This is a genomic window from Streptomyces sp. NPDC037273 (genome assembly GCF_055603625.1).
In genome coordinates this window covers 787,963-812,060 of record NZ_JBVJVO010000002.1, presented here as the reverse complement: position 1 = coordinate 812,060, position 24,098 = coordinate 787,963, and the positions used below count along the sequence as shown (strand labels likewise).

Genomic DNA, 24,098 nt, shown 5'->3' with positions numbered 1-24,098 from the left:
GGCCGGTCGGGGGCTCAGATTCCGGTGACCTTGCCGCTCGCCGACAGCTCGTAGACCAGGGTGACCGTGCGGCGTCCGCCCGGCGCGAGCGGCAGGTCCCAGCGGACGATGCCCTCCGCGTCGACCGCGTCCGGCGCGGGGGAGCAGGCGTCCTTGTGGAGGCGTACCTCCACCGCCGAGACCTCGGAGACGGGGATGCGTTCCCGCAGGGTGACCGTCCGCTCGCCGAGCTCACCCGGGGCCGAGAACCGGGAGACGTGCAGACGTACCGTGCGGGTGACGACGGTCCGCTGGGTGAGGCCGGTCGTGTCGCGGGACTCCTCGGCGCGCCGGACCACCCGGAAGTCGTCCCGGCTGCCGAAGGCCAGCTCGGCGGGGGCGCCGGCGGCCGTGAAGTCCAGGGTGCCGCGGCCGGTGAAACCGCTGCCGTCGACCAGGTCCACCGGCCCGGCGAGAAGCACGTGGCCGGCCAGGTTGTCGAACCCCACCACCTGCGTGACCAGCGGCGAAAGCTCGGGCGACGAGGCGTGCTCGACCCGGGCGTCCGTGGTGAACGCGGACAGCGGCACCCGGTGGGCGCGGCCGTCCCCGGGCACCGAGACCGGCGAGGGGGCGCTCAGCACCCGTGCCTCGCCGCCGTCGTCCACGCCCGGCAGGCCGAGGACGGCGGTGGGGCCGAGGTCGCCGATCTCCTCCTCGCGCAGCTCGACGTCGACGGTACGGCGCTCCGCCGCCGAACGGTCCTTCAGCGTCAGCCGGTCCTCGGTGAGCCGGGGCGGATCGGTGGCCAGCGCCGACCGGGCCGTCGACAGCGTCAGCCGTACGCCCGACCAGTCCTCGCCGGTGCGCTGCCAGACCATCGCGTCGGTCTCGACGGTCAGCGCGCCGCCGTCCAGCACGGCCCGGTACGCCGGCCGCCACAGGGCGCACGGGGTGAGGTGGCTCAGGCGCAGCTCGGCCGGCCCGGCCGCGGTGGCCTCGACGGTCAGCTCGACATGGCCGACGAGTTCGGCGGGCTCGTCCTCGGAGACGTACAGGACCCGCTGGGTCTCCATGAGTTCGGAGTCGAGCGCGGCGAGGCGGGCCCGGACGGCGCGGAGCCGTTCGGCGTACGTGTCGCGCTCGCCGTCCACCCGGTCGAGCTCGGCCGCCCAGCGGGGCCGTTCGCTCTCCCCGGAACCGGCGCCCTCGCCGACCTCCCGCAGCAGATCGGCGGCGAGCCGGCCGAGCAGTGCCAGCCGCGCCCGCAGCCGGTCGCCCTGCCGCTCCAGGGACGACTGCTCCGCTTCGAGGGCGTCCACCCGGCGGCGCAGGGCGGAGTCCCCGGCACGCGCGGGCAGCGGTGCGCGGGGCGTCCAGGAGCGGACGATCCGCACGTCGAGCACGCTCACCGGATGCCCGGCGGTCACCTCGGCGTGGAGCGTGCGGTCGACGGCCAGCGCGCTGACGGGGCCGAGGCGCAGCCGCCGGACGCCGGACTCCAGGTCGAGCGCGGCGGTGCGCTCGACATGGGCGCGGTCCTCCAGGCACGTCACGGCCGTGACGGGGAGGGCGATCGGGGTCGTGGTCATGGCGGTCAGCTCCTGCGGTTTCCGCCGACCAGGGCCTTGCCGGTCGGGATGCGGATCTCGTAGCCGCCGTCGAGGGCGGCGGTGGTGCCTGCGGGCAGGTCGAGGCGCCAGAGACGGGTGCCCGGCGCGTGGCGGTCCGCGCCCTCGCCCTCCCCGGGCGTCGTCCAGTCCGCCCGTTCCTCGATCCGGACGTCGCTCTCGGTGGTGACGGGCACCCGCTCGCGGACCTCGACGGTGACGGGCCGGGCGAGCCGGTTGGCGAGCTCCACGTGGACGCGGTGGTCGAGCACGGTCACGTTGTTGCGCAGACCGGCGGTCGACTCCCGCAGGGTGGTGCGGCGGGTGACCCGGATGCCCTCGGCGGGCCCGAGCCCGACCCGGCGGACCCCGCCGGGGGCGAGCGTGGGCAGCGCGGCGGTCAGCAGGAAGTCGTCGTCGACGGTGACCTCCACCGGGCCCGCGAGCAGCGCCTGGTCGGTGGCGTTGGACAGGACAAGCGTCGCGTACACGGTCGGCTCGACGGACGGCACGCACAGGTACTCGGTGCGCAGACCGACCGCGACCTCGCCGACGGTGACGGTGTGCCAGGTGCCGTCCGACGGGATGTCGGCGCGGGCGGCGGCGTCGAAACGGTGGTCGAAGGAGCCCGCCGACTCGCGGGGCCGTACGGCCTGCCCGGGCAGCGGCAGCTCGCCCACCGCCTCGGCGCGGCGCCGGTACTCGGTCGCCACCGGATCGAACGGGGCCTCGGGGAACAGCCGGCCCCTGCGGTCCCCCCGCTCCTCGGGACCCCGGAGCACCAGCGCCGCGTAGTCGAGCTCGGCACCGCTCGGCTGCGGCGGACCCGGCACCGGCGGCGGGGGCGGCGCCTGGGGCACGGCCGCACCGGGCGCGGGCGGCGCGAAGGCCGCCGGGGGCGCGAGCGGCGCGGGGGCTCCCGCGAAGGCCGGGGGAGCGCCGTACGCACTGCCGGGCGCGGCGGGCGCCGGGGCTCCCGCGTACGGCGGCGGAGCACCGTACGCGCCGCCGGGCGCGGCGGGTGCCGGAGGCGGCGCCGACCGCCGGGCTCGGACCTTCGGCGCCGGCGCGGCCACCGGCACGTCGTCGTCGGCGGCGGCCGCACCGGCCGCGACGGCTCCCGGCCCGGAGGCCGTGAACGGGCGCGGGCCCGCCGCGTCGTAACCGGAGAACAGGTCCGCGAGCCCGGCCGGGGGCTCGCGCCAGCCGGACGGCGCGGGCGCGTCCTGGCGGCGGCCGAGCCGGATCGACCGGAGCTTCGGCAGATCGGCGCGGCGCCGCAGATCGGCGGTGGAGAAGGCGATACGGACGCCGGTCCAGTCCTCGTCGGTCCGCTGGGCGACCGAGGCGCGCAGCAGCAGCCGCCCGCTGCCGTCGCCCTGCCGGTACGAGAGCCGGTACGTCGGCACCCACACGGCGCCCGGCACCCCGTACTCCAGCTCCACCTCGACCTCGGTCTCCGTGTCACCGGTGCCGTCGAGGGTCAGGGCCGCGCAGACCAGGGTCCCCACGTGCGCCGACGGCGCGTCGGTGGACGCGCGGTCGAGACGGTCGGCGGCGACCGCGAAGGCGTGCTCGGCCTCGCGCAGCGCCTGCTCGAGATCGGCGAGGCGTGCGTGCAGTCCGGTCAGCCGCTCGTCCACGAAGTCGGCGAGTTCCAGCCACGTGTCGACCGGCGTACGGCGGTACGGCTCGTCCTTCCTCCGCCCCGGCGCCACCGGCTGAAGCGCCTCGATCTCCTTGATCAGCCCCAGCTGCCGGTCCCGCCGGGCCTCCGCCGCCTCGAACGCGTCCCGCAGCCGCTCGACCTCACGCCGCTCCCCTTCGGGCACCTCCGCCGCGGCCGGCTCCGCCTCGACCACCACCCGCGCCTCGGCCACCCGCACCCCGGGCGCGCCGAGCACCCGGGCCCGCAGCGATCCAGGATCGAGCGACCGCGGCAGGCCGGTCACCCGCACCCGGCCGCCCGGCGCCACCGTCCCCCGCGCCAGCCGGCGGCACACCGCGCCCCGCGCGTACACCACCACCGAATCCAGAGCCGAACCCCACCGCTGCTCCGACCCGTCCGTCATCTGCACCGCCCCACCGTCGCGTTCACGCCGGTCGCAGCCTACGCCGGGGGTACGGGGGCGGTGGCCGAATTCTTCCCTGGCCGATTCCCCGCGGGCGGGTCCGAGGCGTCCCGCGTTCGCTGTAACGTACCGCTGACCTACTGTTCTTCGGATTTTCCGAGGGTCGAACCGGGGGAGCCTGAGATGTCGACGATGGGACTGGCCGCGGCCATCGACGAACTGCGGCAGGAGCTGTACCTGGCCCAGCAGAACGGCGTCGACGAGCAGTTCGCCTTCGGCGTCGAGGAGGCCGAGCTCGAACTCCACCTCGAACTGCGCCAGTCCGCGAAGGGCGACGGCAAACTCTCCTTCGGCGTCGTCACCGTCGGCGGAGGCGGCGAGCGCGCCACCGTCCGCACCCACAAGCTGAAGATCAAGCTGTCCGTCTCCGACAAGGCCGCCGGCGGCACCCGCCCCGAGGTCAACGACGACACGACCGGCTCCTGGGACGACGAGGAGTGACGTGGATCCGGCCAGACTGGCACTGATCCGCGGCGGCACGAAGGACGAGACCCGCAGCACCGGATCCGGCTATCTGATCGGCCCCCGCCTGGTGCTGACCGCCCGCCACGTCCTGGTGGACGAGAAGACCGGCGCGCCCTGGCCGACGATCCGCGTGCGGATCGGCCACTTCGACTACGGGAAGACCCCCTTCGCCGCGGCCGAAGTCCTGTGGACCCCACCGGACGGCCTCGACGTCGCCCTGCTGCGCGTCGACACCGCCGCCGAACCTCCCGGCGGCGTGCGCTGGGGCCGGCCCGCCGGACGCGCGCCGCTCGCGTACGAAGGCCTCGGCTACCCGAAGGCCGCGGCCGCCGACACCCGCGAAGTCGAACCCCTGCGGGGGCTCCTCTCGCCCCTCGCCGGCTCCGGCCGGCACTACGTCCTCGACCAGAGACACGCGCCCGACGCCCGTACGGACGGCACGAACGCCTGGGGCGGGGCGTCCGGCGCCGCGGTCTTCTGCGACGACGCCCTCGTCGGCGTGGTCGTCAAGGAACCCGCCGCCTACGGCGCCAGGCGGCTGCACGCCGTACCCGCGCACGCCTTCGTCGACGACCCCGGCTTCCTGCGCCACCTCGACGCACACGCCTGCCCCTTCGCCGGGCTCACCGCCATCGGCGTACCGGCACCGAAGGCCCCGCCCGGAGCCGAACGCACCCTCGCCGAACGCGAACTGGAGAAACTCCTCCAGCCGCTCTTCGCCGACCCCGCGGGACGCACCGCCTACGCGCGGGAGCTCGCCGCCGGCCTCGGCTACGACACCGGCGACTACGCCCCCACCGCCGCCGACCTCGTCGCCCTCCTCCTCGCGCACCCCCGCGCGCACGCCGCGCTCGGCGAGGCGCTCGCCCCGCGCGCCACCGAACCGCTCTTCCGCACCCGGCTCACCGCCTTCCTCACCCGGGCCAGGGTCCTCGGCTGCGGCCCGCTGCTCTCGCCGGACGAGTTCGACGAACTCCTCCAGCAGCTGCGCGAGATCCGCGACGAGCATTCGGCACTCCTCCACCAGGCCGCCGGCGACGCCCTGCCGTACGCCGTCCTGCCCGACGGCCTCGCCCGCCCCCGCATCGAGGAAGCCGAACTCGCCGGGACGATCGAGGCCCTGGAGGAACTCCCCGACGGCGAGAGCGTCCCCGACGGCAGCCCGCCCGTCCCGGCCCTGCTCCGCCTCGTCGAGTACGTGGCGGCCGCGGCGGACGGCGAACGCGGCGACGGGCTCCGCGCCTGGTCGAAGCGGACCGCCGACCGGATCGGCATCCACGGCGACGCCCTCGCGGAACGGCGCATGGACGCCTCGCGGTGGGCCGAGCGCCGCCGGAACTCCCTCGTCTCCCGCGTCGTCATGGAACTGGAGCACGACCCGGCCGCCGACGGCGACCGGTACCGGTGCCGCATCCTGCTCGTCCGCACCGACGGCACCCACCGGATCCTCAAGGACCCCGCCTCCGAGCCGAGGACCCCGCAGGACGCGGCCCGCGCGCTCGCCGAGGCCGTCAGCGCCGCACGGCAGGAACCCGGCCAGTGCGACCACGTGCCCTGGGTGACCGTCGTCGTCGACCCGCACGGCCTCCACCTCGCCGTCGACGAGTGGGAGTCCGGAACACTCGACGACATCCTCCCGCCCTCGCCGATCGGCGCGGACTACCAGGTCTCCCTCAGCTGCCCGGAACTGGACCGGACCGTCCCCAACCGGGTCCGGGACCAGGAACGCCGCTGGAAGAAGGGCCGCACGGCCGTCGCCGTCACGGACCCGGCCTGCGGCGACTCCCGCAAACTCATGCACCTGCTCAAGACCGACCACCTCGACACCGCCCGGGTCGTCCTGCACGGCCCCGCCGACCAGCGCAAGGCCTGGCTCAAACTCTGCCTCGCCCTCGGCGTCCCCGTCGTCCTGTGGGACCGCGACGCCACCGGATACGAGGACGCCGACCGGCTCGGCGAACTCGCCCCCGCCGGCGAGCTGGACGGACTCGCCGAACGGGTCCGCGTCTTCCGCAGCCGCACCGCCGCCCACCCCGAGGAACGGCGCGCCCGCCCCTCACTCGTCTGGGAACCCGAGGGCTCCTACCCGAGGACCGACCAGCTCCATTTCAGGGACCCCCGGAGAGGAACCCACGCGTCATGACCAGCCACGAGCACCCCACCGGAGCGAGCTCGCCCGAGCGGGCCCCCGACGCGGACGCCTGGCGCCTCTTCCGCGGCACCGGCGAACGCCGCGACGTCGACTTCCCCGACGCACCCCCATGGCGCCGCTTCGACCGGCCGAAACCCGCCACGGGCGGCAAGGACCCGTACCCCCGTCCGTACCTCATCGGCCCCGACGAGGCCGACGTGGTCAACGCGGCGCTGCACCTGCGCCGCCCGCTCCTCGTCACCGGCCAGCCCGGCACCGGAAAGTCCTCGCTGGCCCACGCCATCGCCCACGAACTCGGCCTCGACCGCGTCCTCCAGTGGCCCGTGAACAGCCGCTCCACCCTCCAGGACGCCCTCTACCAGTACGACGCCGTCGGCCGGCTCCGCGAGGCCACCCTGCCGCGCGAGCCCGGCGACGCCGAGCCCGACATCGGCCAGTACATCCAGCTCGGCCCCCTCGGCAACGCCCTCGTCCACCGGGAACGCCCCCGCGTCCTCCTCATCGACGAACTCGACAAGGGCGACGTCGACCTCCCCAACGACCTCCTCACCGTCTTCGAGGAAGGCGAGTTCGTCATCCCCGAACTCGCCCGGCTCCCCAAGAACCACGCCGCCGTCCACGTCCAGACCGACGACCCCGACAAGCCCGCCCCCGTCGAACGGGGCCACGTCCGCTGCGCCGAGTTCCCCGTCGTCATCATCACCAGCAACGGCGAACGCGAATTCCCGCCCGCCTTCCTCCGCCGCTGCATCCGCCTCGACCTCCCCGAACCCGACGAACGACGGCTGCGCGAGATCGTCGCCGCCCACCTCGGCGACGACACCCTGACCCAGGTCGACGACCTCCTGGAGACCTTCCTCGAACGCCGCGCCGCCGGCGAACTCGCCACCGACCAGCTCCTCAACGCCGTCTTCCTCCGCAAGGGCGGCATCAACCTCGACGCGGGCCCCCTCCTCAAGGCCGTCCTGCACAAGCTCGGCGGAGCCGTCTGACACCGTGACCTCCCGCATCTCCCACGTCACCCGGCTCCTCGCCGAGAGCGGAGCCGAACTCTCCCGCGAGGAGCTCCTCGACGCCCTCTGGCTGGCCGGAAAGCTCCCCCAGGGCGCCGGCCCCCTGGCACGGGCCGCGGAGCGCGGCGAGACCACCCACCCCGACGCGGCGACGCCGGCCCACCCCGACCGGCCGGGCACCGCCGACGCGGACTCCCCGTCCGCCGAACCCCGCACGCGCCCCCGGCCCGACCACCCGCTCCTCGCGGCCGCCCGTGGCGACCGCGCCGCCGGGGAGGACACCACGGCCCCGACCCCGGCCCACCCGGTCGGCGTCCCCGACCACCACTCCCTCGGCCCCGGCCGCCTCCGCCTGGAGAAATCCCTCCGCCCCCTCAGACAACGCTTCCCCGACCCGCGCCGGCACGCCGTCGACATCGCCCGCACCGTCACCGCCATCGCCGAGACCGGCGTCCCCGAGACCGTCACCCACCCCCTCCGCACCCGCTGGCTCACCCTCGCCCTCGTCGTCGACGACGGCATCTCGATGGTCCTCTGGCAGCGCCTCGCCTCCGACATCCGCGCCCTCATGGAACGCGCCGGCTCCTTCCGTGACGTCCGCGTCTACGGACTCGACACCCGCGGCGGCGCCCCGGCCCTGCGCAGCAGCCCCTACAGCCACCGCAGCCGCCCCGAGTCCCCGAAGTCCCTCTGCGACCCCTCCGGCAACACCCTCGTCCTCGTCCTCAGCGACGGCGTCGGCGAAGCCTGGCGCGACGGCGGCATGCACCGCGTCATGCGCTCCTGGGCCCGCTCCGGCCCCACCGCCGTCCTCCACGCCCTCCCGCCCCGCCTCTGGCCGAGCACCGGCATCAAGGCCCGCACCTGGCGGGTCACCACCCCCGGCCGCGGCGGCCCCACCCAGGCCTGGCACGTCACCGACCCCGACCTCCCCCCGGAACTCGTCCGCTTCGACTCCGTCCCCGTCCCCGTCCTCGAACCCACCCCCGCCGCCATCGGCGACTGGGCCCGCCTCGTCGCCGCCCCCGGCGCCACCGCCCTCCTGCCCCTCTGGGACGCGGACACCGACCCGGCCGCCACCGTGCCCCGGCAGCCCGACGACGCCGTCCCGGAGACCGGCGCCGAATCCGTCCTCCGCTTCCGCGCCGCCGCCTCCACCGAGGCCTACCGCCTCGCCGCCCACATGGCCGCCGTCGCCCCCGTCACACCCCCCGTCATGCGCCTCGTCCAAGCCGCCCTCGGCCCCCCGACCGACCCCGGCCACCTCACCGAGGTCTTCCTCGGCGGCCTCATGCACGAGGTCGCCCCCGCCTCACCCCGCCCCCTGCCCCACCTCCGCCTCTTCGACTTCACCCCCGACGCCCGCCGCGTCCTCCTCACCGCCGTCCCTCCCCGCGAACTCCTCCACACCGCCACCACCCTCACCCACCGCCTCGAATCCGCCCTCGGCCGCGCCCCCGTCTTCCCCGCCTGGGTCGGCCACCCCGACGGCACCACCCTCATCGACCACCCCGACCGCTCCTTCGGCTGGATCGAAACCCGGCTGCTGACCCGGCTGGGGCTGCTGCCGGCGCCGGAGAGCGGGGATGGGGACGGGGACGGTTACGAGGAGCACGGGCACGAGGAAGAGCACGGGCACGAGGACGTAGCCGAGACCCTCGGCTCCCGCGCCGAGCACGCCATCGCCATGAGGGAATCGGGACGGCACGACGAGGCCATCGCCCTGCTGGAGGAGGTGGTCGACGATGCCCAGCGGGTTCTGGGCGCCGACGACCCCTGGATGCTGACCGCCCGTGCCGATCTCGCCTACTCGCTGCGGCAGGCGGGGCGGATCGACGAGGCCATCACCCTGGAGGAACGGGTCCTGGCCGACCGCGAGCGGGTCCTCGGACCGGAGCACCGCGACACGCTGACGGCCGCCGCCGCCCTCGCCTACTCCTTCTACCGGGCGGGCCGGACCGGCGAGGCCGTCGTCCTGGAGGAGCGGGTCCTGTCCGGCCGCGAGCGCGTCCTGGGGGCGGATCACCACTCCACCCTGACGGCCCGGATCACCCTTGCCTTCTCCTACTGGAGGATGGGCCGGCTCGACGAGTCGATCGCACTGAGGGAGCGCGTCGTCGCCGACTCCGAGCGGGTGCTGGGCTCCGATGATCCCGCCACCCTCACGGCGCTCGCCGACCTCGGCCGATCGCTCAGGCGGGTGGACCGGATCGACGAGGCGATCGCGCTGGAGGAGCGGGTCGTGTCCATCCGCGAGCTGGTCCTCGGCCCGGAGCATCCGGACACGGTGACCGCCCGGGCCGATCTCGCCTTCTCCTACGGGGAGGTGCAGCGGTTCGACGAGGCGATCGCGCTGGAGGAGCGGGTGCTTTCCGACCGTCTGCGGGTGCTGGGCCCGGAGCACCGGGACACTCTCGGCGCCCGTGCCAACCTCGCCTTCTCCTACCAGAGGGCGGGGCGGCTCGACGAGGCCGTCGTCCTGCACGAGGAGACCCTGGCCGTGCGGGAACGGGTGCTGGGACCGGAGCATCCCGACACCATCAGTTCCCGCGCCGAACTGGCCTTCACCCACTACCTGTCGGGGCGGACCGACGAGGCCATCGCGCTGGAGGAGCCGGTCCTGGCCGACCGCGAGCGGATTCTGGGTCCGGAGCATCCCGACACCATCACGGCCCGCGCCAACCTCGCCGCCTCCTACCGGCAGGCGGGGCGGCTCGACGAGTCCATCGCCCTGAACGAGGAGGTGGTCGCGGCTCGCCGGCGTACCTTGGGCACCGAGGACGCCCGGACGGTCCACGCCCGCGCCTCCCTCGCCATCTCGTACTACCAGGCGGGCCGGTTCGACGAGGCCATCGAACTGGAGGAGCCGGTCCTGGCCTTCCGCGAGCGGGACCTGGGCCCCGACCATCCGGACACGATCACCGCCCGCATCAACCTCGCCTACTCCTACCGGCAGGCGGGACGGCTCGCCGAGGCCATCGCCCTCCAGGAGCGGGTGTACGAGGACACCACGCGGCTCCGGGGGTACGACCATCCCGAGGCCCGTTCCGCCGCCGAGAGCCTGGCGTACTCCTACGAGGCGCTCAGGAAGAACCAGGGCGCCGGTGTCCTGATCGACGAGGACGACCTGGAAGACCTGGGCGACTACTAGGCCCGCGGTCCTCCTCCGCCCCCCGGCCGACCCCGCCGCGGTGAGGGATGAGAGGGTCTTGCGGTGAGTGAGACAGCGACGAACACCCTGCAGTACCGCAGCGACGGCCCGGAGGACGCGCCCGTTCTCGTGCTCGGGCCCTCCCTCGGCACGACTTTTCACATGTGGGACCGGCAGATACCGGAGCTGACCCGGGAGTGGAGGGTGGTGCGGTTCGACCTGCCGGGGCACGGGGGTGCGCCGGCGGTGCCGTTCAGTTCGGTGGCGGAGCTGGGGGACCGGCTGCTCGCGACGCTGGACGAGCTGGGGGTGCACCGGTTCGGGTACGCGGGGTGCTCGCTGGGCGGGGCCGTGGGTCTCGACCTGGCGCTGCGCGCGCCGCACCGGGTGGCGTCGCTGGCGCTGGTGGCGACCTCGCCGCGGTTCGGGAGCGCGGACGAGTTCCGGCAGCGGGGGGTGATCGTACGGGCGAACGGTCTGGAGCCGATGGCGCGGACGGCGCCCGAGCAGTGGTTCACGCCGGTGTTCGCGGGGGCTCAGCCGGCGATCGTGGACTGGGCCGTGCAGATGGTGCGGACGACGGATCCGGCCTGTTACATCGCCGCCTGCGAGGCGCTCGCGGTGTTCGACGTGCGGGAGGCGCTGGGCAGCATCGGGGTGCCGGCGCTCGTGGTGGTCGGGGCCGAGGACCAGGTCACCGGGCCCGCCGATGCGCGGATGCTGGTCGCGGGGATCGCGGACGCCCGTCTCGCGGTCGTTCCGGGCGCTTCGCACCTGACGCCGGTGGAGCAGCCGGCGGCCCTGACCGACCTGCTGACCGAGCACTTCGCCGGGACGGCGCAGGAGGCGAGCGGGACGCTGACCGTGCCGCCGATGCCGGCGGTTCCGGTGCCGCCGGTGGAGGCCGTGGGGGCCGCGCCGGTGGGCGAGGCCGCCGAGGACGTGCGGCCTGACCCGTACGAGAAGGGCCTCGGGCTGCGCCGCGAGGTCCTCGGCGACGCGCATGTGGACCAGGCGCTGGCGGCCGACCCGGACGGCGCGTTCCAGGGTCTGGTGACGCGGTACGCGTGGGGCGAGGTGTGGAGCCGCGAGGGGCTCGACCGGCGGATGCGGAGTGCGGTGACGCTGACGGCGCTGATCGCGGGCGGGCACCGGGAGGCGCTCGCCGACCACACGCGGGCCGCGCTGCGCAACGGCCTGTCGGCGGAGGAGATCCGCGAGATCGTGCTGCACGCGGGCGTGTACTGCGGGCTGCCGGCGGCGGAGACGGGGCTGCGGGTGGTGGCCCGCGTCATCGAGGAGGAGACGACGCCCCCGGCGTAATCTGACGGCGTGAAGCTGACGAAGAAGTCCCACGCGTGCGTACGGCTGGAGAAGGACGGGCGGACGCTCGTCCTGGACCCCGGCATGTTCACCGAGGAGGACGCGGTCCGCGGGGCGGACGCGCTGCTCGTCACCCACGAGCATCCGGACCACTTCGACGAGGGCCGGCTGCGCGCCGCCCTGGAGGCGAACGAGGCCGCCGAGATCTGGACGCTGCGCAGCGTCGCGGAGCAGCTTTCGGCGGCCTTCCCCGGGCGCGTGCACACCGTCGGGCACGGTGACACGTTCACGGCGGCCGGTTTCGACGTCCAGGTGCACGGCGAGCTGCACGCGGTGATCCACCCGGACATCCCGCGCATCACGAACGTGGGCTTCCTCGTCGACGGCTCGGTCTTCCACCCCGGCGACGCGCTGACCGTGCCCGGTCGGCCCGTGGACACGCTGCTGCTGCCCGTGATGGCCCCGTGGAACAAGATCTCCGAGGTCATCGACTACGTCCGCGAGGTCAAGCCGCGCCGGGCGTACGACATCCACGACGCCCTGCTCACGGATCTCGCGCGGCCGATCTACGACCGCCAGATCGGCGCGCTCGGCGGCACCGACCACTCCCGCCTCGCTTCGGGCGCCTCCGCCGAGGTGTGAGCGGGGCGACTGTCGTACCCCGCCAGTAGGCTTGCGGGCATGCGCATCGCCACCTGGAACGTCAATTCGATCACCGCCCGGCTGCCCCGGCTCCTGGCCTGGCTGGAGAGCACCGGCACGGACGTGCTGTGCATCCAGGAGACCAAGTGCACGGCCGAGCAGTTCCCCACCGAGGAGCTGCGTGCCCTGGGGTACGAGTCGGTGGTCAACGCCACCGGCCGGTGGAACGGCGTGGCCCTGGTCTCCCGGGTCGGGCTGGCCGACGTGGTCACGGGCCTGCCCGGCGGCCCGGAGTACGACGGGGCGGAGGAGCCCCGCGCGATCTCCGCGACCTGCGGCCCGGTCCGCGTCTGGTCGGTGTACGTGCCGAACGGCCGCGAGGTGGCCCACGAGCACTACGCGTACAAGCTGCGCTGGCTGGAGGCGCTGAAGGCGGCCGTCGCGGAGGACGCGGCGGGGGAGCGGCCGTTCGCGGTCCTCGGCGACTACAACATCGCGCCGACCGATGACGACGTGTGGGACAGGGCGGTCTTCGAGGGCGCCACGCACGTGACGGAGCCGGAGCGGGCCGCGCTCGCGGGTCTGCGGGAGACCGGTCTGACCGATGTGGTCCCGCGCCCGCTCAAGTACGACCACCCCTTCACGTACTGGGACTACCGCCAGCTCTGCTTCCCGAAGAACAAGGGCATGCGGATCGACCTGGTCTACGGCAACAAGCCGTTCGCCGAGGCCGTCTCCGACAGCTATGTGGACCGCGAGGAGCGCAAGGGCAAGGGCGCCTCGGACCACGCGCCGGTGGTCGTGGACCTCGACGTCTGAGCGAGGTCCGAGCCGGTGGTCCGTCCCGGCGGCGGAGATCGTTTCCGCGCGCCGGGTGGTCGACCGGGAGGTGACGGTGCGAGGCTGTTCGGATGAACATCCCGTTTCTGGACAACTGGCGCAAGCGGCATGAGCCCGAGCCGGCCGAAGCTCCCCTGGCCGCGGCCTTCGACCGCGACCCGGAGGGGGTGGCCGAGCTGCTCTCCGAGTGCGAGCTGCTCCGCTCCAGGGTCGCGGCGGCCGGGGTGGTCCTGGACGACACCCCGCGCTCCCTCCAGGAGCTCGACCAGCTGCCGCCGCGCTGGCGGAACGATTCGGAAGAGCTCCCGTGGTTCGGCAACGACGCCGGGCTCTACCTCGGGACCGTCATCGTCCGGAACGTCCCGGAGGCGCGGTGGCAGGTGTGGCCCGGCGGCGGCCCGGTCGTGCGGCTCGCCTCCGGCCGGGAGATCCAGGTCGTCGAGGCCGGGCTCGACTGGGCGATGACCGGGTCCCCCGAGCTCTCCCAGGTGTACGCCGAGGCCGCCGAGTACTGAGCGCGAGGCCCGCGGGAGACGGGCCCCGAAGCCCCGGGGGCGGGGCCGCAGGCCCGTCCCGCGCCACCCCTTTGCAGTAAATACGGCTTATTCCGTTTTCATGCGTGTCGGCCGTGAAGTCCCTTTTCCCGTGGATAGTTTGCGCTGACCGCGACACCGCTGAGAATGGGGCAGGGCAGCGTATGGCCGTCGTCGATCCGCTGATCGAACTGCGTGGCGTCAACAAGCACTACGGCACGCTGCACGTCCTCCAGTCCGTCGACCTCACCGTCGGGCGCGGGGAGGTGGTCGTCGTCATCGGCCCGTCCGGCTCCGGCAAGTCCACCCTGTGCCGGGCGATGAACCGGCTGGAGAGCGTCGAGTCGGGCGAGATCCTCATCGACGGGCAGCCCCTCCCCGAGGAGGGCAAGTCGCTCGCCCGGCTGCGCGCCGAGGTCGGGATGGTCTTCCAGTCGTTCAACCTCTTCGCGCACAAGACCGTCCTCGCCAACGTCTCCCTCGCGCAGATCAAGGTCCGCAAGCGCAAGAAGGAGGAGGCCGACCGGCGTTCGCGCGAACTCCTCGACCGGGTCGGGCTCGCCGCGCACGCCGACAAGTACCCGGCGCAGCTCTCCGGAGGCCAGCAGCAGCGGGTGGCCATCGCCCGCGCCCTCGCCATGGACCCCAAGGCCCTCCTCTTCGACGAGCCGACCTCGGCCCTCGACCCCGAGATGATCAACGAGGTCCTCGAAGTGATGCGGCAACTGGCCCGGGAGGGCATGACGATGGTGGTCGTCACCCACGAGATGGGCTTCGCCCGCTCCGCCGCCAACCGGGTCGTGTTCATGGCCGACGGGAAGATCGTCGAGGACCGCACGCCGGAGGACTTCTTCACCTCCCCGCGCAGCGAGCGCGCCAAGGACTTCCTCTCCAAGATCCTCAAGCACTGACCGGAGTGGGAACCATGCAGCGTACGCACCGGACCCTGGCCGCGCTCGCCCTGCTGCTCGCCGCGTCCGCCCTCGGCGGCTGCGGCAAGGAGGGCAGCCCGCCCGTCAAGGGCCCGCAGCCCGACCAACTCCCGGTCTACCAGGTCCAGTCGGGCTTCACCCTGCCCGACTCGGCGACCTGGAACCGGGCGAAGAAGCGCGGCCGGCTCGTCGTCGGCGCCAAGGAGGACCAGCCCTACATGGGCGAGAAGGACCCGGCCACCGGGCGGTACTCCGGCTTCGACATCGAGATCGCCAAGATGATGGCGGCCTCCCTCGGCTTCGAACCGGACGGCGTCGACTTCCGCACGATCGCCTCGGCCAACCGCGAAACGGCCCTGCAGAACGGGCAGATCGACTACTACGTCGGCACGTACACCATCAACGACAACCGCAAGAAGCTCGTCGGCTTCGCCGGGCCCTACTACCAGGCCGGCCAGTCGCTCCTGGTCCGCACCGACGAGGACGACATCGACGGGCCGCAGGACCTGGCCGGCAAGCGCGTCTGCTCGGCCGCCGGCTCGACCCCGTACCAGCGGATCGCGAAGGACTACCCGAAGGCCGAACTCGTCGCCTACGACACCTACTCGGTCTGCGTCGACAACCTGCTGACCTACCAGGTCGACGCGGTCACCACGGACGACACGATCCTCATGGGGTACGCCGCCAAGGTCCCCGACGAACTCAAGGTCGTCGGCGAGCCGTTCTCCAAGGAGCCCTACGGCATCGGCGTCCCGCACGGCGACAGCGCCCTGCGCTTCGCCCTCGACGACGCCATCGCCGCGCACGAGAAGAGCGGCGACTGGAAGAAGGCGTACGACGCCACCCTCGGGCTCTCCGGGGTGCCCGCCCCGACGCCGCCCGCCATCGACCGCTACCCGGCCAACTGAGGACGATCCCCGCTGACATGGACGTACTGACAGACAACTTCTCGCTCTACGGCGAGGGTTTCCTCGGCACCGTCGAACTCACCGTCTACGCCTCGGCGCTCGCCCTCGTCCTGGGCTTCGTCATGGCCTCGTTCCGGGTCGCGCCGGTGGGCTCCTTCCGGGTCTTCGGCACGGTCTGGGTCACCGTCCTGCGCAACACCCCGCTGACCCTGCTGTTCTTCGCCGTGATGCTCGGCCTGCCCCGCTTCGGACTGGTACTGCCCTTCAAGGTCTTCGCCGTCCTCGCGCTCGGCTGCTACACCTCGGCCTTCATCTGCGAGGCGCTGCGCTCCGGCATCAACACCGTGCCGCGCGGCCAGGGCGAGGCGGCCCGCAGTCTGGGCATGAGCTTCACCCAGTCCCTCTCCACGGTCGTCCTGCCGCAGGCCTTCCGCACGGTCATCCCGCCCATCGGCTCCAACCTGATCGCCCTGGCCAAGAACTCGGCCATCGCGGGGGCCTTCAGCGTCACCGAACTCCTGGGCACCTACAAGACGTTGAGCGAGCTCGGCTACAACATCGTGTGGACCTTCGTGTGGATCGCCGTCGGATACCTGATCATCACCCTCACCATCAGCGCTCTCTTCCACGTGATGGAGAAGCGCTGGGGAGTCGCCCGATGACCGAGTCCACCGCCCTCTACGACATCCCGGGCCCGCAGGCCCGGCGGCGCCATCTGTTCTACGGCCTCGCGTCCACCGTCGTGATCCTCGCGCTGGCCGGCTGGATCCTCTATCTCCTCTTCGACACCGACCAGTTCACGGCCACCAAGTGGGCGCCCTTCGAGTACAAGGGCATCCAGGAACTCCTGCTCAAGGGCCTCGGCAACACCCTGAAGGCCTTCGCCTACGCCTCGGTGCTCTCGCTCGCGCTCGGCGCGGTCCTCGCCACCGGCCGGCTCTCCGAACACCGGGTGCTGCGCTGGCTCTCGACGCTGATCGTCGAGTTCTTCCGGGCCATGCCCGTGCTCGTGATGATCTTCTTCATCTTCGTGGCGCTCAAGGTGCAGCCGCTGCCCGCGCTCGTCGCGGGACTGACCCTCTACAACGGCTCCGTGCTCGCCGAGGTGTTCCGCACCGGCATCCACGCCGTGGCGCGCGGCCAGGGCGAGGCGGCGTACGCGCTCGGCATGCGCAAGACCCAGGTCATGACCTACGTCCTGGTGCCGCAGGCGGTGCGGGCGATGCTGCCGGCGATCATCAGCCAGCTGGTCGTCGCCCTCAAGGACACCTCGCTCGGATTCCTCATCACCTACGAGGAGTTCCTGCACGCGGGCAAACTGATCGCGTCCAACCTCGACTACGACCTGCCGTTCATCCCCGTCGTGCTCGTCATCTCACCGATCTACATCGGGATGTGCATGCTGCTCTCCTGGTTCGCCACCTGGGTGGCCCGCAGAGAGCGCGGCAGTCCCAAGACGAAGGCCGTCGACGTCGCTCCGGCCGAACCGGGAACGCTGCTGCCGGGAGCGCAGTAGCTGGTGAGAAGCCCTGCCCGCCCGGCAGCAGCCGGTGATCACTCCTCCCGCAGCGGAACCGACACGTACGACGGGTCGGCCGACGGGGAGGAGAAGGTCAGCTGCGCGCCGGTCGGGTTGTGCTCGATGTACAGCGGGTCGACGGTGTCGACGACCAGCGCGAGCCGGTGGCCGGCCGGCACGTCGTACGCCGTGGAGAACAGCTCCAGATCCACGCCGAACGACTGCCCAGGGGTCCGGTCGTGGAAGGTGTACGGGGCGTTGCTGACGAGCTTGCCGACCCCGAGCGGGCCGACGTCGTAGAGGTACGCGACGAAGGTGCCGCTCTCCTTGGTGGGGGTGACGGTGGTGTGCACCTTCACCGTGCCGCGGACGCGCTGCGGGGAGTCGTACCGCTCGGACTGCCAGACGCCGGCGAAGGCGCGGGGGAGCAGCGGGACGGAGACGACGGGCGGGGTGCGGAGGAACTGGTCGAGGGCGTTGGTGAGCAGTGTGATGCCGCCGTTGGCGCCGGAGTCGACGTTCGCCCAGACGTGCTCGGTGTCGGAGAGGGCGAACTTCCGCTGGTTCGCGTTGACGGACTTCCAGTCGGGGTAGCCCTCGTAGCCGCCGGTGGACCGGGACTTGAGCTGGACGGGCCGCTCGCGGTCGATGCCGTTGTCGGCGCCCTTGAGGTAGCGGTCGAACCAGCGGTGGGCGCTGGTCCAGGTGTCGTTGGGGAGGCCGAAGAGGCCGGTGGCCTCGGCGGTGGCGTGGTCGCCGGGGCGGAACTCCAGGCGCTTGGGGCCCTTGAGCTTCTCGTAGAAGCTCGCGTACTGGTTGGGCGGGAAGATGGTGTCGCCCCAGGCGTTGCCCAGCATGATGGCGGCGCCGTTGGCGTTGATCCGGTCCAGGTAGGTCGCGGGGGAGCGGGTGCGGCCCCAGGCGATCATCTCGTCCTCCTTGTCGAGGTTCGACGAGAGGAAGTCGCCCAGGATCTGCTGGAGTTCGGGACCGGGGCGGCCGGTGAGGTAGCCGGCGCCGCCGAGCAGCCCGGCGGCTTGGAGGTGCTGGGTCCGCCCGCTGTAGATGGACTCGATGAGGTCGGCCCAGCCGCTGAGCGCGGCGACGGCCTTCACGCGGGGGTCGTGCGCGGCGGCGAGCAGGCTGATGCCGGCGCCGTAGGAGACGCCCGCCATGCCGACGCGGTCCGGGTCGGCCGGGGTGTTGGCGAGGGCCCAGTCGATGACCTTGGAGGCGTCGGCGACGTCCTTCGGTCCCGCGGTCTCGATCTCCCCGCCGGACTGCCAGAACCCGCGCGAGTTGTAACTCACCACGACATAGCCGGAGTCGGCGAGCTGCTGCGCCTGCGCGAGGTACTCGATCTGCGGCATGCCCCAGCTGGTGGGCAGCACGATCACGGGGTAGCGGGCCGATGTGCCGCCGGCCGGCGTCACGACGTTCGCCTTGAGGACGGTGCCGCCCTCGCCCGCGATGTCGACGAACCGGACGGAGCCTGCGGTGTCGGCGGCCTGCGCGGCGGGCGCGAGCCCGAGCGCCGTCCCGGCCACGAGGGCGGCCGAGACGGCGAGGACCAGGGATGTGCGCACGGGTCACTCCTCACTGGGGGCACTGATGGGGGGTAGTGAAAGTGACCCGACGGTAACCGGGGTGACTTACTCGTGGTAACTGGTCGGTAAGTTACGTGCGGGTAACGATTGGGGGCTCGGCATCGAGGGAGTACGCCTCCGCGAAGTCCGCGTGCGCCTCCCCGTACCGCTTCACGGCGAGCAGGAACATGGACCGGTCGAGGAGGGCCCGGGCGACGGCCGAAGCGCCCCCGGGGAGGCGCCGGGCCAGCGCGACGCCCTCGTCGAAGTGCGGCAGGAGCGTCTCCACGGCCCGGCGGCCGCAGGTCTCCCAGCGGAGACCCCGCCGGACGGTGAGGCGGCGCTGCGCGGCGACCAGGCCCGGCAGGTCGTCCGAGGCGCGCAGGGCGGCGACGTGCTGTTCGAACGTGGGGATCGAGGAGAAGTACTCCTCCCGCATGTCGGCGGACCACCCGTGGTGCAGATGGACCCCGAACGCCGGCTGCGGTGCCTCCGGAGTGGCCGCGGGCTCGGCGGACCGGCCCGAGAGGAGGAGGAAGGTGACCCAGGTGGCCTGGATGTTGCTCCAGCTCACCGGCTCCCCGTCCGCCGCGAGACGGGCGAGCAGATCCAGCACCTCCTCTCGTACGGCGGCCTCCTCGGACCGGCGGCCGGCCGCCCGCAGCATCCGGGCGCAGTGGTCCAGCTTCCACACCAGGGCGGCCAGCGGGGAGCGGTCCTTCGCGGCCGTGCGCCGCGCGTCCGCCACGACCCGCTCGAACACCTCCAGGGCCTCCCCGTGCCGCCCGGCCGCGTCGAGTTCGGCCGCCCACTCGATCAGCGTCCAGTCCGTCGCGTCGGCGCTTCCGGGCACGATGTGCCGGGCGTACAGGTCCGCCGCCTCCTCGTGGCGCCCCTCCTCGGCCAGCACGACCGCGAGCCGGCTGTGCCGGCCGGCCGCCGACAGCTCCTCGCACACCGCCCGGCCCTCGGCCCGCCGCCCGGCGGCGAACAGCGCGCGCTCGTACCCGCTCAACGCGCTGTACAGCTCGTCCTTCCGGTCCGGCACCTCCGCGGTGTACCGGCGCAGCGCGTCCACCGCCTCCGCGTACAGAACCACGTGCGCCCTCGGGTCCCTGAGCTCCCAGCAGCGGGTGACCAGCGCGTGCGCCAGCTTGGGCAGATAAACCCGCGGGCTCACCTGAGCCAGGGTCCGGTACGCCTCGATCTCCACCCGCTTGCCCGGCCGGTCCGAGCCGAGCAGCAGGACCCGCGCCCGCAGCACCGCGTCCTCGTCGTACTTCCCCGCGTTCCCCATGTGCCCCCTGTTCTCCGTGTGATGCACGACGGAGATTCTGGGAGTCGACGGACACCCCGGACAAGGCTCCCGAACTGTGCGTTCCGTCCTACGAAAAAGCGCTCTGACCTGTCATGATGGTGACGTCTTCACTCCGAAGGGAGGGCCGGTGGGGAGCACGATGGTCCCGCCCGACGTCTTCGACCCGCGGATCTACGCGACGGGCATCCCGCACGACCGCTTCCGCCTCCTCCGCGACCGCGCCCCCGTCGCCCGCCAGGAAGAGCCCGAGATCCTCGGCTGGCCCGCCGGCTCCGGCTTCTGGGCCGTCACCCGGCACGCCGACGTCGTGCGGGTGCTCAAGGACTCGGAGACGTACTCCTCACACCTCGGCGCCACCCAGATCCGCGACCCCGACCCCGCCGACCTGCCCTTCATCCGCCGCATGATGCTCAATCAGGACCCCCCGGAGCACGGGCGGCTGAGGCGGCTCGTCAGCCGGGCCTTCACCCCGGGGCGGATCGAGCGGTTCGCCGTGACCGCACGCGAGCGGGCCCGGACACTGCTCGCGGACGCCGTCGCGGCCGGGGGCGAGGTGGACCTCGTCCGGACCGTCACGGACGACTACGCGCTGCTCAACCTCACCGACCTGCTCGGGGTGCCGGCGAGCGACCGGGGTCTCCTCCACACCTGGACCGAGCGGGTCATCGCCTACCAGGATCCCGACGAGCCGCCCGTCCTCGACGCCGGGGGCCGGCCGGTCAACCCCCGCTCGCCCGCGATGCTCGCCGAGATGTTCGGGTACGCCCAGGAGCTCGCCGCCTACAAGCGCGAACACCCCGCCGACGACATCATGACCTCGCTCGCCGGCTCCGAACTCGCCGACGCGGAACTGGAGATGTTCTTCTTCCTGCTGACCGTCGCCGGAAACGACACGGTCCGCTCCGCGGCCCCCGGCGGATTGCTCGCGCTCGCCGAAAACCCCGACGAGCAAAGGAGGTTGTGGGACGGAGAGGCGGCCATGGAGACGGCGGTCGACGAACTCCTGCGCGTCCAACCGCCCGTGCTCTCCTTCCGCCGCACGGCCGCCCGGGACACCGAGCTGGCCGGGCAGAAGATCCGCGAGGGCGACAAGGTCGTCGTCTTCCACGCCTCCGCCAACCACGACGAGCGCGTCTTCGCCGACCCGCACCGCCTCGACCTGGCCCGGACCCCGAACCCGCACGTCTCCTTCGGTGACGGCCCGCACGTCTGCCTCGGCGCCCACTTCGCCCGGCTTCAGCTCCGCGTGCTGTACGAGGAGACGCGCGCGGCCTGCGGAGGCCTGACGCTCGCAGGGCCGCCCCGCCGCCTCGTCTCCAACTTCATCAACGGGATCAAATCGCTGCCGGTGCGGCTGTCGGAGCCGTCCGCGCGGCCCGCGTGACGTCCGCGACGAGCTCCACCACATCAGGGCCGTACGCAGAGGAGTTGACCACCTTCAGGAGCAGCGCGAAGGAGCCGTCCGACCCGTACTTCCGGGCCAGCTCCTTGTGGTGACGGGCCAGATGACGCGCCGCGGCCTGATTCGCGACAGCGGCCTGGCCGCAGAGCAGGAACACCGGGCGGGCGCCCTCGCCCCGGGTGAGGCGGGCGAGGACGACGTGCTCGCTCACCCCCCACTCCGCGCGGTAGGACTCGCCCGCCACGGTGAGCATCCCGCGGTCCTCGCGCGGTTCCTGCTCGACGCTCATCGTGAGTCCCGGCAGCAGGTTCGGCAGATGGGCCGCCATGCGCCGGTTGGAGTAGGGGCCGCCGATGCAGAACTCCGCTATCTCGCCGAGGCCCTGGCGTGCCGTGTCGTGCTGCACGACACGGGGCAGCGCCCCGCAGTCCTTGATCAGCGCCGATAGTTCGAGCAGCGCCGAGACGTCGTTGGCGTGCACGCCGCGCTCGCTGCCGGCCAGGCGGTTCACCACGAGCAGGCACTCCGCGCCCGACGGGAGGCCGAAGAAGGCCTGCTTGCGGCGGAGGCGGCGGCGCCAGAGGTACGTGCGGGCCAGCCAGCCCAAGGAGGCGCTGATCCCGGTCGCCAGGACCCCGAGCACGATGTTCCGCACGTCTTCGTTCATGGGCGCGCATGCTATCGGCGTACCGGCCCCTTGTTCGAGCCTGGTGTTCGAGGCGGTCCTGACGGAAAGGGCGGAGGGAAGTTACGCTGCGCGGACGGTTGTTGACTGGAGGTAGGAATGCGTCGCTCCGCCGCTGGGAAGGTCTCCGTTCTCGCCGTCGCGGCGACGGTGCTCTCGATGGGTGCCGCCGCCCCGGCCCAGTCCCCGCCGGCGGCCCCGCCGCCACCCGTGAAGGAACCCGTCGCCGCCGGGTACGGCGGCGCCGTCGCCAGTGTCGACGCCGACGCCTCGGCGGCCGGCGTCGAGGTGCTCCGCAAGGGCGGCAACGCGGTGGACGCGGCCGTCGCCGTCGCGGCCGCCCTCGGCGTCACCGAGCCCTACTCGGCGGGCATCGGCGGTGGCGGCTACTTCGTGTACTACGACGCGAAGAGCCGTACCGTGCACACGATCGACGGACGCGAGACCGCGCCCCGGTCCGCCGGCGCCGACCTCTTCACGGAGAACGGCAAGCCGATCCCGTTCGAGGAGGGCCAGACCAGCGGACTCGGCGTCGGCGCCCCCGGGACCCCGGCCACCTGGCAGACCGCGCTCGACGCCTGGGGCAGCAGGCGGCTCGGCACCCTCCTGAAGCCCGCCGAACGCCTCGCCCGCGACGGCTTCACCGTCGACCCCACCTTCCGCGCCCAGACCGCCGCCAACGAGGCCCGGTTCCGCGACTTCCCCGCCACCTCCGAACTCTTCCTGCCCGGCGGGCAGTTGCCGGTCGTCGGCGCCACCTTCAAGAACCCCGACCTGGCCCGTACCTACGAGAAGCTCGGCCGCGAGGGCGTCGGCGCCCTCTACCGGGGCCCGCTCGCCCGGGACATCGTGAACACCGTCCGCACGCCCCCGGTCCGCGAAGGCGCCACCCGCAAGGTCCGCCCCGGCGACCTGACGGAGCGTGACCTCGCCGCGTACCGGACCGAGTTCCGCGCGCCCACCAAGGTCTCGTACCGGGGGCTCGACGTGTACGGCATGGCCCCCTCGTCCTCCGGCGGTACGAGCGTCGGCGAGGCCCTCAACATCCTGGAGGGCACGGACCTCTCCGCCGCCTCCCCGGCCGGATACCTGCACCGGTACATCGAGGCCAGCCGGATCGCCTTCGCCGACCGGGGCCGCTGGGTCGGCGACCCCGCCTTCGAGTCCGTGCCGACCCGGGGGCTCCTCTCCCAGCGGTACGCCGACTCCCGGGCCTGCCTGATCCGTGACGACGCCGCCCTGACCAGCCCGCTCCCGCCCGGCGACCCCGCGAACCCGGCGCCGTGCGCGAGCGGCGGGACGGCGGCCCCGACCACGTACGAGGGCGAGAACACGACGCACCTGACGGTGGCCGACAAGTGGGGCAACACCGTCGCCTACACGCTGACCATCGAGTCCACCGGCGGCAGCGGGATCACCGTGCCCGGCCGGGGCTTCCTGCTCAACAACGAGCTGACCGACTTCTCCTTCGCCCCGGCGAACCCGGCCGTCCACGACCCCAACCTGCCCGGTCCCGGCAAACGGCCGCGCTCCTCGATCTCGCCGACGATCGTCCTCGACGGGCACGACCGGCCCGTCCTCGCCCTCGGCTCCCCGGGCGGCGCCACCATCATCACCACCGTCCTGCAGACCCTCACCGGCGTCGTCGACCGGGGCCTCCCGCTCGTCGACGCCATCGCCGCGCCGCGCGCCAGCCAGCGCAACCAGACCACCACCGAGCTCGAACCCACCCTGTGGAACAGCCCGTTGAGGGCGGATCTCGAGGCCATCGGGCACGGTTTCCGGCAGAACCCGGAGATCGGCGCGGCGACCGGCGTCCAGCGGCTTCCCGACGGCCGCTGGCTGGCCGCGGCGGAGACGGTCCGCCGGGGCGGCGGCTCGGCGATGGTGGTCAGGCCCGCGCCCTGA

At 73.1% G+C, this 24,098-nt stretch carries 19 protein-coding genes; 14 read left to right on the top strand and 5 right to left on the bottom strand.

From position 1 onward, the window contains the following. Window positions 1-14: 14 nt before the first annotated feature. The gene (locus ACZ7G1_RS08875; RefSeq protein WP_470873398.1) at window positions 15-1,571 is read right to left on the bottom strand and encodes a mucoidy inhibitor MuiA family protein; all 1,557 of its coding nucleotides are present in this window, start codon (window positions 1,569-1,571) and stop codon (window positions 15-17) included. Between the two features lie 5 nt (window positions 1,572-1,576). Further along, the gene (locus tag ACZ7G1_RS08870) at window positions 1,577-3,661 is read right to left on the bottom strand and encodes a DUF4139 domain-containing protein (RefSeq protein ID WP_470873400.1); all 2,085 of its coding nucleotides are present in this window, start codon (window positions 3,659-3,661) and stop codon (window positions 1,577-1,579) included. Between the two features lie 183 nt (window positions 3,662-3,844). Between ACZ7G1_RS08870 and ACZ7G1_RS08865 the strand changes: the two genes are divergently transcribed. The 12 genes from ACZ7G1_RS08865 to ACZ7G1_RS08810 all read left to right on the top strand — a co-directional run bounded on the left by ACZ7G1_RS08865 (window position 3,845) and on the right by ACZ7G1_RS08810 (window position 17,196). After that, window positions 3,845-4,162, top strand: a complete 318-nt coding sequence (locus ACZ7G1_RS08865) for a trypco2 family protein (protein WP_470873401.1) — start codon at window positions 3,845-3,847, stop codon at window positions 4,160-4,162. A 1-nt stretch (window position 4,163) separates the two neighbouring features. Further along, window positions 4,164-6,329, top strand: a complete 2,166-nt coding sequence (locus ACZ7G1_RS08860; protein WP_470873403.1) for a VMAP-C domain-containing protein — start codon at window positions 4,164-4,166, stop codon at window positions 6,327-6,329. Next, window positions 6,326-7,330: an AAA family ATPase gene (locus tag ACZ7G1_RS08855; protein ID WP_470873404.1), complete on the top strand. Its 1,005-nt coding sequence runs from the start codon at window positions 6,326-6,328 to the stop codon at window positions 7,328-7,330. Before ACZ7G1_RS08860 ends, ACZ7G1_RS08855 begins: the two co-directional genes overlap by 4 nt. Before the next feature lie 4 nt (window positions 7,331-7,334). Then, on the top strand, window positions 7,335-10,502 hold the full coding sequence (locus tag ACZ7G1_RS08850) for an SAV_2336 N-terminal domain-related protein (RefSeq protein ID WP_470873406.1): 3,168 nt from the start codon (window positions 7,335-7,337) through the stop codon (window positions 10,500-10,502). A 63-nt stretch (window positions 10,503-10,565) separates the two neighbouring features. Next, window positions 10,566-11,825, top strand: a complete 1,260-nt coding sequence (gene pcaDC / locus ACZ7G1_RS08845; protein WP_470873407.1) for a bifunctional 3-oxoadipate enol-lactonase/4-carboxymuconolactone decarboxylase PcaDC — start codon at window positions 10,566-10,568, stop codon at window positions 11,823-11,825. 9 nt (window positions 11,826-11,834) lie between these two features. Further along, on the top strand, window positions 11,835-12,467 hold the full coding sequence (locus ACZ7G1_RS08840; protein ID WP_470873409.1) for an MBL fold metallo-hydrolase: 633 nt from the start codon (window positions 11,835-11,837) through the stop codon (window positions 12,465-12,467). A gap of 39 nt (window positions 12,468-12,506) precedes the next feature. Then, window positions 12,507-13,286, top strand: a complete 780-nt coding sequence (locus tag ACZ7G1_RS08835) for an exodeoxyribonuclease III (protein WP_470873411.1) — start codon at window positions 12,507-12,509, stop codon at window positions 13,284-13,286. A gap of 92 nt (window positions 13,287-13,378) precedes the next feature. Then, window positions 13,379-13,822, top strand: a complete 444-nt coding sequence (locus ACZ7G1_RS08830; RefSeq protein WP_470873413.1) for a DUF6278 family protein — start codon at window positions 13,379-13,381, stop codon at window positions 13,820-13,822. A 182-nt stretch (window positions 13,823-14,004) separates the two neighbouring features. Then, the gene (locus tag ACZ7G1_RS08825) at window positions 14,005-14,751 is read left to right on the top strand and encodes an amino acid ABC transporter ATP-binding protein (protein WP_470873414.1); all 747 of its coding nucleotides are present in this window, start codon (window positions 14,005-14,007) and stop codon (window positions 14,749-14,751) included. A gap of 14 nt (window positions 14,752-14,765) precedes the next feature. Continuing rightward, complete coding sequence (locus tag ACZ7G1_RS08820; protein WP_470873416.1) at window positions 14,766-15,680, top strand: glutamate ABC transporter substrate-binding protein; 915 nt, start codon at window positions 14,766-14,768, stop codon at window positions 15,678-15,680. Between the two features lie 17 nt (window positions 15,681-15,697). Continuing rightward, complete coding sequence (locus tag ACZ7G1_RS08815) at window positions 15,698-16,342, top strand: amino acid ABC transporter permease (protein WP_470873417.1); 645 nt, start codon at window positions 15,698-15,700, stop codon at window positions 16,340-16,342. Beyond that, window positions 16,339-17,196: an amino acid ABC transporter permease gene (locus tag ACZ7G1_RS08810; RefSeq protein ID WP_470873419.1), complete on the top strand. Its 858-nt coding sequence runs from the start codon at window positions 16,339-16,341 to the stop codon at window positions 17,194-17,196. Before ACZ7G1_RS08815 ends, ACZ7G1_RS08810 begins: the two co-directional genes overlap by 4 nt. 38 nt (window positions 17,197-17,234) lie before the next feature. Here the strand turns inward: ACZ7G1_RS08810 and ACZ7G1_RS08805 are convergent, their stop codons facing one another. Both ACZ7G1_RS08805 and ACZ7G1_RS08800 read right to left on the bottom strand, forming a co-directional pair. Next, window positions 17,235-18,785, bottom strand: a complete 1,551-nt coding sequence (locus tag ACZ7G1_RS08805; RefSeq protein WP_470873420.1) for a CocE/NonD family hydrolase — start codon at window positions 18,783-18,785, stop codon at window positions 17,235-17,237. A 91-nt stretch (window positions 18,786-18,876) separates the two neighbouring features. Next, window positions 18,877-20,109, bottom strand: a complete 1,233-nt coding sequence (locus ACZ7G1_RS08800; RefSeq protein ID WP_470873422.1) for a hypothetical protein — start codon at window positions 20,107-20,109, stop codon at window positions 18,877-18,879. Between the two features lie 133 nt (window positions 20,110-20,242). Between ACZ7G1_RS08800 and ACZ7G1_RS08795 the strand changes: the two genes are divergently transcribed. Continuing rightward, window positions 20,243-21,487, top strand: coding sequence for a cytochrome P450 (locus tag ACZ7G1_RS08795; RefSeq protein WP_470873897.1), 1,245 nt, complete (start codon window positions 20,243-20,245; stop codon window positions 21,485-21,487). Here the strand turns inward: ACZ7G1_RS08795 and ACZ7G1_RS08790 are convergent. Further along, window positions 21,438-22,172 carry a hypothetical protein gene (locus ACZ7G1_RS08790; RefSeq protein WP_470873423.1) on the bottom strand — a complete coding sequence of 245 codons (735 nt, stop codon included), beginning with the start codon at window positions 22,170-22,172 and terminating at the stop codon, window positions 21,438-21,440. The genes ACZ7G1_RS08795 and ACZ7G1_RS08790 overlap by 50 nt on opposite strands. A gap of 117 nt (window positions 22,173-22,289) precedes the next feature. Between ACZ7G1_RS08790 and ggt the strand changes: the two genes are divergently transcribed. Continuing rightward, window positions 22,290-24,098, top strand: coding sequence for a gamma-glutamyltransferase (gene ggt / locus ACZ7G1_RS08785; RefSeq protein ID WP_470873425.1), 1,809 nt, complete (start codon window positions 22,290-22,292; stop codon window positions 24,096-24,098).

Bases quoted from the DNA above. Each gene is read 5' to 3' on its own strand.
- ACZ7G1_RS08875 (WP_470873398.1), bottom strand. From the start codon at position 1,571: ATGACCACGACCCCGATCGCCCTCCCCGTCACGGCCGTGACGTGCCTG.
- ACZ7G1_RS08870 (WP_470873400.1), bottom strand. From the start codon at position 3,661: ATGACGGACGGGTCGGAGCAGCGGTGGGGTTCGGCTCTGGATTCGGTG.
- ACZ7G1_RS08865 (WP_470873401.1), top strand. From the start codon at position 3,845: ATGTCGACGATGGGACTGGCCGCGGCCATCGACGAACTGCGGCAGGAG.
- ACZ7G1_RS08855 (WP_470873404.1), top strand. From the start codon at position 6,326: ATGACCAGCCACGAGCACCCCACCGGAGCGAGCTCGCCCGAGCGGGCC.
- ACZ7G1_RS08835 (WP_470873411.1), top strand. From the start codon at position 12,507: ATGCGCATCGCCACCTGGAACGTCAATTCGATCACCGCCCGGCTGCCC.
- ACZ7G1_RS08830 (WP_470873413.1), top strand. From the start codon at position 13,379: ATGAACATCCCGTTTCTGGACAACTGGCGCAAGCGGCATGAGCCCGAG.
- ACZ7G1_RS08825 (WP_470873414.1), top strand. From the start codon at position 14,005: ATGGCCGTCGTCGATCCGCTGATCGAACTGCGTGGCGTCAACAAGCAC.
- ACZ7G1_RS08820 (WP_470873416.1), top strand. From the start codon at position 14,766: ATGCAGCGTACGCACCGGACCCTGGCCGCGCTCGCCCTGCTGCTCGCC.
- ACZ7G1_RS08815 (WP_470873417.1), top strand. From the start codon at position 15,698: ATGGACGTACTGACAGACAACTTCTCGCTCTACGGCGAGGGTTTCCTC.
- ACZ7G1_RS08810 (WP_470873419.1), top strand. From the start codon at position 16,339: ATGACCGAGTCCACCGCCCTCTACGACATCCCGGGCCCGCAGGCCCGG.
- ACZ7G1_RS08795 (WP_470873897.1), top strand. From the start codon at position 20,243: ATGGTCCCGCCCGACGTCTTCGACCCGCGGATCTACGCGACGGGCATC.
- ACZ7G1_RS08790 (WP_470873423.1), bottom strand. From the start codon at position 22,172: ATGAACGAAGACGTGCGGAACATCGTGCTCGGGGTCCTGGCGACCGGG.
- ggt (WP_470873425.1), top strand. From the start codon at position 22,290: ATGCGTCGCTCCGCCGCTGGGAAGGTCTCCGTTCTCGCCGTCGCGGCG.